Source organism: Clostridium chromiireducens (assembly GCF_002029255.1).
GTDB classification, from domain to species: domain Bacteria; phylum Bacillota; class Clostridia; order Clostridiales; family Clostridiaceae; genus Clostridium; species Clostridium chromiireducens.
This window is the reverse complement of record NZ_MZGT01000115.1, coordinates 1-10,018: the sequence shown is the minus strand read 5'-3', so window position 1 is coordinate 10,018 and position 10,018 is coordinate 1. Positions and strand designations below refer to the sequence as shown.

The window sequence follows — 10,018 nt, the reverse complement described above, 5'->3', positions numbered from 1 at the left end:
AAGATGAGATTTCCCATAGCATAAGCTAGTAAGACCCCTTGAAGACTACAAGGTTGATAGGTCAGAGGTGTAAGTATGGTAACATATTTAGCTGACTGATACTAATAGGTCGAGGGCTTGACCAATAAATAATCAAGTTGTAATACATTAAAAATACTATGTGCAATTTTGAAAGAACAAGGTTCTTTCAAGTATGTGAATACTGAAAACTAAATGAATAGTATGAATTAAAGTTTCTTTTTAAAGGAAACACTAACTCACATTTGTTCGTTGGTGTACAGTTCATTAGACCAAATCAGAGATTTGGAATGAACTAGCATCTCGTGATGATGGCATAGAGGTAACACTCCTTCCCATTCCGAACAGGAAAGTTAAGGTCTATAGCGCCGATGGTACTGCACGGGCGACTGTGTGGCAGAGTAGGACGTTGCGAGGTAACTGTAAAAGATAGTTGTAATGACTATCTTTTTTGTGTGTTGGAAAAATATGATGAGTATTGCATTTTATTTTCTATATTTTGTAAGTAAAATGATTGTCAGAATAAATTAAAATTAAGCTTATATTTAAATTTTAGTATTAACCTCTTGCTTTTCCAGTATTTATAAAATAAAATATGAATATGATATTCAAAGAAGAAAAAAATTTAAACGCTAATTAAATAACTAATATATTAATTATTTAATTAAATTTAAATAGAATATATTTGATGGGAAAATGAGAGGAGAAATTCAATGAACTCAAATAATAATTATTTATCAGAATGCGAATGTGCATTAGATAAATGGATACATGAAAGATGTAACAATATGGATTTATTAGTTGTGAACGATGTGCCTATTTTGGCAGAAGATTGTTTATCTCTATTAAAGGGATCTATTGCGGAAGTTAATGATTGTACTGATAAGCTAATTGTTACTACTACAGATAACATAAGTTATGTTTTAGAATCTTTTGATGAATTAAGTGTTCTTAATTAAAATTTATTTTGCAATCTTATTTAGTTAATTAAACATGATTTCTACTATATTTTCTTGAGTTTTTTAAACCTCTAAATTAAATGAATTTAGGGGTCGTTTTATTATTCTATAGAATCCACGTCTAAGAATCTTAGTTTCAGCCATGGATGGTAATATAAAAAATGTAAAAAATATAGATGCGAGAATAAATCTTTTCATATGTAATCACCTTTCAATTTACAATATAATAGTGTATTTAAGAAAGTTTTAGGTTATCTCAATTTCAGCGTTCAAATTTAATTATGTGAAAATTGATAAAATATATTCAGAATCTTTACCATAAGTTACTGACCACAATATTGTGGTCAGTGAAATTATAGGCATATTTTTAACTGTTTAAAACTCTTAATAAATTCTTCCGTCAAGAATATACATAATCTAACTAATTTTGTTATGAAAAAATGCAATTAGGTAGAAATGTGTGGAATAATGTTACATGTTAAAAGTGGAAAATTGTGGAGAAGTGTAGTAAAATAAATTTAGTGAATATTTTAATACTAAAGAAGTTACTTAAGCATAGGAGGGTTAAATATGCAAAGTATTGACTTTATAGATAAGGCTAGAAGTATCGAAACTATTGATAATAATCAAAGTGATCAAGCTTTAATGATTGTAAGAAATGATACGGTTGTTAATGCAAGTGAATCTTTTTTTTATATGACAAAATATTTGAAGGAAGATATAATAAATAAAAATATAACTGAAATCTTGAAAAAATTAAGATTAGGTCCAGACATTAATTTTAAAGACCTTGATAATGGAACAAGTTATTTTTTATTTACAAAATCTCTTGAGGTCAGATTTATAAATGTTGAAGTTTTAAGAAGTAGTGAACAGCAAATCTATATATTAACGGAGAAACAAAATTCTAGATTTCAAGAAAATAATCAATTCCTAGAAAGACTAATTTCTGAAAATAAAACAGGAATAGGTGTATTTACAGCATCTGACTTAATTCTAATTAATGCAAATCAATCATATCTAAATAATTTTTCAAATAAATATAACTCCAAAGAAAAGTTTTATGGGAAATCTTTAAGCGAGGTTGTGACCAACTTTGATGATAGCGATATTAAAAAAGCATTTAATGATGTTGTAGCTAATAATAGGCCGCTATATTTTAAAGAATTGAGTCCATCTCTATATAAAGATATTAATAAATTTTATGATCATACTCTTATGCCTATTGTAGTTAATAATAGGGTTGATTATATTGTTGTAATGGTAGAAAATGTGGGAATTAAAGAACATGTAATAAAGCAATCTGAAGAAATAGAACAAAGAAATAAACAACTTGAAGCAATTTTTGAGAGCATTGACCATGCTATTTTTATTTATGATGCCCATGGGAATTACTACATGACAAATAAAGCTGCTAAAGATCTCTATCCAAATGGAGAAATGAATAGACTTGGTGATGTCTTTGATGACTATAAATATTATGATCCTAATGGTAATGAAATTAAAGCTGAAAATATAACAATTTCAAAATTATTTAGAGGGGAAGTAGTTACTAATGATTTTATGACCCTTCGTAATAGAGATACTATTAAACATATAAGTGCAAGTGGGAGACCTGTATATGACAAGGATGGCAATATTAAGTTTGTGGTTATGTGCTACCATGACATAACTGATTTAGTTGAAAAAGAAAAACAAATTAAAAGTCAAAAAGAACTACTTGAAAATATCATTCAGAATACATCAAATCATATATTCATTTTTGACAAGCTTGGAAAGTTATTATTGATGAATAAGGAAGCATATAAAGATATTCCTTTTGGGCATAAATTAGAAAACATAGATGATTTTTATGCCATAGGTGATCATTATAGTGAAGATGGACGTATTCTTACTAAAGAAGAACTACCAGCATGTCGTTCAATTAAGGGTGAGATTATTGAAAGAGAAAAAATAATTATTAAAAGTTTAAAAAAAGAATTAGTATTTGAATTTAGATCTTCACCTATTTATGATAGTGATGGAAATATAGAATGCATAATGACCTATGCTCATAATATAACTGAATTAGTAAATCAAAATAAAATTATAGGACAACAAAAAGAATTGCTTCAATCAATTATAGAAAATATGTCTGAAGCTGTAGTTGTATATGACAGAAATAAAAACGTTTTTCTAAAAAATGATGCGGCGAAAAATATCATATATAATTGTGAGGAGTTTAACAGATATAAAGATATTCTTAATACAACAAAGTGCTTTGATTCAGTTGGAAATGAAATTTTAGAACAAGATTTGCCAACGGCTATATCTTTTCGAGGGGGAAAAGTAAATAATTCATTAATAACATTTCAGAGACCGGATAAAAGTATTCATTGTAGAATAAGCTCCAGTCCTATATTTGATGAATATGGTAGAATCAATAATGTTGTTGTGTGCATGCATAATGTAACCGGATTTATAAAGCAGAGAAATCGAGTAAAGGAGCAAAAAGAACAGTTAGAAGCTATCCTTAATAGCATGCAGGAGTCCATATTGGTTTTTGACAAGGATGGTAAATTTATTATTAAGAATAATTCTGCATCGCATTTATTAAATGACATAGCATTTAATATGGGAAATTATTATGAAGTAAAGAGTTTTTTTAATATGGATGGAAGCAAATTATCTTTTGAGGAATTACCTGTTAACTGTGCAATGCAAGGTAAGATCATAAAAGGTAAAGTTATATATTTCGAGGCTAATGGGAAAAAAGAATATGTTATGATTAATGCGGTCCCAGTGTTTGATTCATGTGGAAAATTTTCATATGGAATTGCAAATAATCTTATTATAACGGACCTTATAGAAAGCCAGCAAAAGCTTGAATCAGCACAAAAACAATTGTTAAAGGCTAAGCGTGAAAAGATTGAAGCTCTTGAAAAAGCCCTTGCAATGAAGGATGAATTTTTATCACTTATATCTCATGAATTCAGGACTCCTATAAATGTTATAAGTACAGCTGTTCAGGCTTTGAATTATATCTATGGAAACGAATTATCCGATAAGGTTAAAGGATATCTAGGAACAATAAGACAAAATACTTTTAGACAATTGAGATTGGTAAATAATCTTCTGGATATTACTCGTGCTAATGCAGGACGCATTAAAGTAAATAAGAAAAATATTGACATAGTATTTATAACGAAAGCTATAGTTGAATCAGTTTATGACTATGCTGCTCAAAAAGGAGTTAGGGTGAGCCTTGTATCTTCTTTTAAAAAGAAAATAATAGCAATGGATGATGAGAAATATGAGAGAATAATTCTAAACCTTATTTCAAATGCAATTAAATTTACACCAACTGGTAAATCTATTACAGTATGTTTACATACTGTAAAAGGCAATACATGCATTGAAGTAAAGGACAACGGAATAGGTATACCACAAGATAAAGTGGATGTAATATTCGAGAGATTTGGACAGGTAGATAGCTCTTTATCAAGACAAGCAGAAGGAACTGGAATTGGATTATCTCTTGTAAAAATGTTTGTGCAGGCTTTAGGTGGCAGTATATCAGTTAAAAGTAAGGTTGGCAAAGGAAGCACCTTTATTGTAATTTTTCCAGACGAAACAATAGTTGAGGAAGAAAAAACAGTTAATGTAGAGAACTTCATGAATAATCGTCTCATAGAAGTTACAAATGTGGAATTTTCAGATATTTATTTATAAAACTAGAGTTATTATATAACCAGCCGAAATAGAAGGTACTCTGTTACTCGGTTGCTATAAAAAATAGCTATGGATTTCTACCAGTAAAAGTTGCACCAGTCCTGCTTGCTCCTTAGGCAAGCTAATGACAAGCAGAACTGGAACAACTTTTACTGAAGAAATGCCTATAGCTATTTTTTAAATGCAACACTGCGTAAAAGAGTACCTTCTATTTCTGGAGATTTATAGATTTAAAGTCTAATTATAATATTTGTTATATATAATTTTGATTAGTTTATCGCATAAACATTGGTATCTATATAGGAAGATGTGATTAACCCAAATTTCACATCGGATAAGCCCTTATGAATCAGTAGACCGGACGTTTAATTTTCAATATCTTGATGTATAAAAATGACTTTATTACGCCCTCCTATAGATATCCCAATTATATATTTGACTTGTAATTGTAGTGACTATCCATACTTGTTAACTTTCAGTGTATCACTTTACTAGAAATAAGTAACATATTGTTTGCAGTGTTTCATTGGAATTTTGCTGGTAATGATTCTTGACTAGAAGTTGTTCCACAATGCTTGTTCAACGCGTGTCGTTGAGGCAAGCATTGTGGGTGCAACTTCTAGTCGTAGAATCATCCATTAAAATTCCTAGAAACCGAAACACAATATGTTACTTATTTCGGCAAGTTACACATAAGTCTAAGTTACATGGTATTTATCTATATTAGCTTATCGCTTGTACTTATTTAAAAAGAGTTCATAAATCTGATGAACTCTTTATATTCTTGGGCTTGTTCTTTTAGGTAGGTTTCGAAGTTTCTTACAATATATCTATCGGAGCTAGTTATAAATTTATTTTTGCACCATTTTTTATAATTGTCATATCTGTAGCGGGCCGCCTCAGAGGATAGAGCGCAATAAACTTCAATATCATAAGAAGATTTTATGTTTAGTTTATTTAGTATTACGGGATTAGATAGCAATAGTCCCGTAAAATAGTTTGCTTCAGCTTCTTTAAATTTATATTCGGCCTCTGTTAAGTCCTCACAAAATATTTTTGTTTTTTGGCAGTAATGTCCACATAATATATGACCCAACTCATGGGCTAAAGTCCATCTAACTCGTTCTTCAGATTTATAATCTATGTCATTATAATAGATTATATATTTATTTTTTTGCTTATAATAATCAGTACACCCTTCTTCTGAAGATAAAAATTCAAAAGTTTCTTCCTTAGTTAAATTCTTCTTAAGCATTAATTGATGATAAGAAACTATTCTAATATTATCAAAAGAACTGATTATTTCGGTTATATTTATAGGGAACCGAGTAATATTTAGTTTAACATAAATATCATTAACAATTTTTTTTATTAGAGAATATCTAATCGTCGAAGTATTCATCAAAGGCAGACCTTAAAATATTCATCATTTTTTCTTTATTTTTAGGATCCATTTTCTTTCGAGCTCTTTCAATTCTTCTAATATCATCATCATCAAAATCAACATTTTCAGCATCAATATCTTGTTCTTCTATATCATCGGACAGTAAATAATCAACAGTAGTATTAAGAGTAACCGCAAGTTTTACTAAAGTATCATTACTAGCTCCTTGTTTATTGCCTTCTATCATACCAATGGTAGATTGGCTTACACCAATTGTTTCAGCTAGTTTTTGTTGTGTGATTTTCATTTTTTTCCTAAGTAATTTTACTTTATCACCTAACATAGCATTTCACCTCTTAAGATAATTTTATCATAACGACCGATAAAATCAATGGAGGATTAAAAAAATTATAGGGTTACATAATAAGAAATACCCATAGATTTGTATATTACGAATTTTTATAATTGACTTAGGGAAAACTTGATTTCAAGGAGATGGAAGTATGAAAAATAAATTTTTAATTATTTTAACCCTAATGTTATTGAGCTCTTTATTTGCAAAAGATGTACCCACTGATTCTAGCAGGTATACTAGAGTACACTCTAATAATATAGAATTAAATTCTAAAGAAGAAGCAGCCTTAATTTATGATAAATCTGAGAGTATTAGCAAAACACTGGATGAAAGTAGTGGAGATGGGATTGAAAAGAATTATGTAAATTTTAGTGAATATAAAATTTGCGGTAAAACTTATAATAAAAATAAAGTCAGAATTACATATCCACAAATAAGTGGTTTATCTGATGAAACTAAACTAAAAGCTATAAATAAGCTTTTAGAGGAAGAGGCTTTAGATATATTGAGTGGATATTTACAGGATGATCCAAAGTTAAAGAATTTAACATTGGATATAAATTATGAAGTAAAACTCAAAAATAACAAATATTTTTCAGTGGCTTATAGTGGATATGGTAATGTGAAAGGAACGGCACATCCCCTTTCGTTATTTTATACTACAAACATAAATGTAGAAAATGCTAGAGGTATGAGACTTGTAGATTATGCTGACGTAATGAATATATTAAAGAAGTTAAAAGACACAACAACTGTTAAAGTAGTGTCTAGTGAAGAGGAAGTGGCTGAAGCTCAAAAAAATGCCCTTGTGGAAATGAATGATGGCGAACTTTTGAGTATATTAAAAGATTCAGATTTTCGCGTAGAAAATGGGAAAATCATAATTCCTGAAAAGGGTGGATACAGCTATATGGAAGAGAACAACATAGTCATAAGCTTGCCAGTAAGTCATGCGATTGGAGATCACGCTGAATTTTTAGTTAAAAAATAGCGTGACTCAATTTGATGGGATTCAGAAGATTATTTTTTTGTATATATATAGTAAGGGAGTTTTATTATACCTTCTCCAGATAATTTATAATTTGTATCTTCTAAAGGGGGCCTATTATAAACTAAATTTAGTCCAATTGAATATAGTGCATTAGCTAATTCATCAGGATTTTGAGTCACAGTTCCTGCCATAAAACCTTTATTAATTAAGTCTATAGCTTCGGGGATAGCATCTACACCAACTACCGGTATTGTTTTTGTTGGATCTCCTTGGTTATAACCGTATTCTTGCAATGCTTCAATAGCACCAATTGCCATAGCATCATTATTTGAAATTATTGCTTCTATATTCCCACCAAATTTTAAAAATAATGAATTAATTGAGATTTTTGCGCAATCTCGCTCCCAATTGCAAATCCTTGAGGCAAGCTCTTGTGTTTGTACACCATTATTATTAAGAGTAGAAATAGCGTACGTTGTCCTTTTAATTGCTGATTCATTATTAATTTTACCCTTCAGCATTATATATTGAAGTTTGTTATCGTTATTTTTATCTATAGAATTTTTATTGGTATTCCAAAGATTTAGAAGAATATCCCCTTGTAGAATTCCTCCGTTTTCAGATTCGGTTGCTACAACAAAAACTCTTTTGGAAACATCTAAAGGCTTTATTGGCACCTCTATATTAAAAAGAATTAGTGGAATATTTCTTTCTGTTACTCTATTTATAATATCTGATACAGTATTTTCATTAGTATCCACTAAATTTACCAATAGAAGATCAATATTATTTTGGATCAATGTTCCTATATCAGCATTTTGTATTGCTTGATTATCCTTTGCATCAAAAAAAGAGAATCTAACTTTATCGGGGTTTTCTTTTTCAATATTTTCTAAGCTTTGTTTAACAAGCGAAATATATGGAGAGTTAAAATCGAATAATAAAACACCAACTCTAGGAGGCGTTCCTACAGCAGTAACTGGATTAATATAAATAGTATTAAATAATATAGTAATTATTATTATACTTATGGTAATAGTTAATCTCTTTAATAGTCTCATCTAAATTTTAACCTCCATACTATATAAGTTAAAATTAGGTTATGTTTATTTAAAAAGATTTATTCACTTCAACAATATTCTTTAATATAGCACGTATTTAATGATATAATTACCATAATTAAACTAAAAAGTTGTTAGTTGGTGAAAAGCTCATAGTTTAAGATTTAGATTATGACTAAATAGGAATTATTTTAGAGATATAGTAGATAAAATATTAAATTTACTAGCAAATCAATTTATAGTTAAATTAAAGTAAGATTATTTAGTTATTTTAAGGAGGAATAATATGTGTACAAGTTTTATTCATAGAAGAGAAGATATATTAATAGCAATGAATTTTGATAACAATGGAATGAATTATCAAATAGATACAAAGGATTCAAATAAATTTGTTGTCCTGGTTGATGGTGGACGAGGAAAAGTTCCATCGTTTGGCATTAATAAGGATGGTATGTTTATCAATCATTTGATGGTAGATTCAAATGGAAAGGGGTTATACAAAAGACCAAGTAAAAAAGTCACAAGTACAGCAAAACTTGTTAAGGATGTGCTTAATGGAGAGATAAATTCAGAGCTTATAGACAGTTATTTTAAAGGAATGGAAATAGTGAATGTACCTGATTATAGTATACATAATATGATCAGTGATAAGCATGGGAATGTATGGGTGGCAGAGCCAGGGCGAGGAACAATACATAGCCCTGCTAAAGAAACGCATTATTTTATAATGACTAATTTCTCATTGTGTGATTTTAAAGAAACAGGAATATTAGCTGGAACTGGCACTGAAAGATATAAAATTGCTGAAGAAATGTTATCAAAAGAAGAATGTTTAGAGGTGAAAGGTGCTTTTAGAATACTTGAATCAGTAATACAAAAGGACGGCGAATGGAAAACTGCAATTTCTATGGTTTATTCACAAAAAGAACAAGCTGTATATTATTGTTTGGATGGTGACTTTAAGAATATTCACCAATATTCATTTGAAAGCTAGGAAATTAGTTGTGATTAAAAAAATCCTTTGGTATTATTGGAACATCCGAAGAGAAAAAAAGTATAGCATACTTGTATTTTTATGATGCGGATTTAGATTATATCAGGGAAAAAGACGATAATAACCCTATGGCAACTTTGTTAAGGGCTATTTTGAATATGAATTTTAGCTGTACGTTTTTGGAAATAAGAGTACTGTAGTTAAAATTTTTTAATAAATAATAATCAAATATAAAAGCTCCCCCATTTTAGAGGAGCTAGTAATGAAAAGTCCAGGGTGCAAAATAACGGCAATCATTAGATCACGAGTTTAGTATGTGAAGGAATGGCAGAGATATTCAAACCATTTTTTTCTACAATAAGGTTGTAAATGATATTATGGAAAGTTTTATGAGAATTAAATAAGTGATAGAAAAAAGAGAAGAGCGCCTGTCATTCAAAAGAAATGGAGGTTCAGCTTAAACATAGAGATATAAATTTTAATAATGCCGAATTTATTATTAGATATAGTGATAGAATCAATATTTAGTTAATAATATCAATATA

General features: G+C 29.1%; 8 protein-coding genes and 2 rRNA genes. 6 read left to right on the top strand and 4 right to left on the bottom strand.

Going from position 1 to position 10,018, the window contains the following annotated elements; all coding sequences use genetic code 11:
* From CLCHR_RS22865 to CLCHR_RS22855, 3 genes are all read left to right on the top strand, one after another.
* Positions 1-125 (top strand): 23S ribosomal RNA (locus CLCHR_RS22865); the annotation flags it as partial.
* A 194-nt stretch (positions 126-319) separates the two neighbouring features.
* Positions 320-436: ribosomal RNA gene (rrf, locus tag CLCHR_RS22860) — 5S ribosomal RNA — on the top strand.
* A 295-nt stretch (positions 437-731) separates the two neighbouring features.
* Positions 732-977: a PIN domain-containing protein gene (locus CLCHR_RS22855; protein WP_079442211.1), complete on the top strand. Its 246-nt coding sequence runs from the start codon at positions 732-734 to the stop codon at positions 975-977.
* Positions 978-1,040: 63 nt separating this feature from the next.
* On the opposite strand, the gene CLCHR_RS25545 is transcribed toward CLCHR_RS22855, so the two are convergent.
* A complete protein-coding gene (locus tag CLCHR_RS25545; RefSeq protein ID WP_278337028.1) occupies positions 1,041-1,175 on the bottom strand; it encodes a hypothetical protein in 135 nt (44 codons plus the stop codon).
* Between the two features lie 372 nt (positions 1,176-1,547).
* Here CLCHR_RS25545 and CLCHR_RS22850 point away from each other — a divergent pair, with 372 nt between their 5' ends.
* Positions 1,548-4,688, top strand: a complete 3,141-nt coding sequence (locus tag CLCHR_RS22850; protein ID WP_079442210.1) for a PAS domain-containing sensor histidine kinase — start codon at positions 1,548-1,550, stop codon at positions 4,686-4,688.
* A 745-nt stretch (positions 4,689-5,433) separates the two neighbouring features.
* Here CLCHR_RS22850 and CLCHR_RS22845 read toward each other — a convergent pair.
* Complete coding sequence (locus CLCHR_RS22845) at positions 5,434-6,090, bottom strand: ImmA/IrrE family metallo-endopeptidase (protein ID WP_079442209.1); 657 nt, start codon at positions 6,088-6,090, stop codon at positions 5,434-5,436.
* Entirely contained in the window at positions 6,071-6,415 is a 345-nt protein-coding gene (locus CLCHR_RS22840; protein ID WP_079442208.1) for a helix-turn-helix domain-containing protein, read from the bottom strand. The genes CLCHR_RS22845 and CLCHR_RS22840 overlap by 20 nt, the downstream gene beginning before the upstream one ends.
* Positions 6,416-6,575: 160 nt before the next feature.
* Here CLCHR_RS22840 and CLCHR_RS22835 point away from each other — a divergent pair, with 160 nt between their 5' ends.
* The gene (locus CLCHR_RS22835; RefSeq protein ID WP_079442207.1) at positions 6,576-7,418 is read left to right on the top strand and encodes a PdaC/SigV domain-containing protein; all 843 of its coding nucleotides are present in this window, start codon (positions 6,576-6,578) and stop codon (positions 7,416-7,418) included.
* A 29-nt stretch (positions 7,419-7,447) separates the two neighbouring features.
* Here the strand turns inward: CLCHR_RS22835 and CLCHR_RS22830 are convergent, their stop codons facing one another.
* The gene (locus CLCHR_RS22830; RefSeq protein WP_079442206.1) at positions 7,448-8,479 is read right to left on the bottom strand and encodes a galactose ABC transporter substrate-binding protein; all 1,032 of its coding nucleotides are present in this window, start codon (positions 8,477-8,479) and stop codon (positions 7,448-7,450) included.
* Positions 8,480-8,765: 286 nt separating this feature from the next.
* Between CLCHR_RS22830 and CLCHR_RS22825 the strand changes: the two genes are divergently transcribed.
* Positions 8,766-9,473: a hypothetical protein gene (locus CLCHR_RS22825; RefSeq protein ID WP_079442205.1), complete on the top strand. Its 708-nt coding sequence runs from the start codon at positions 8,766-8,768 to the stop codon at positions 9,471-9,473.
* The last annotated feature ends 545 nt before the right edge of the window (positions 9,474-10,018 follow it).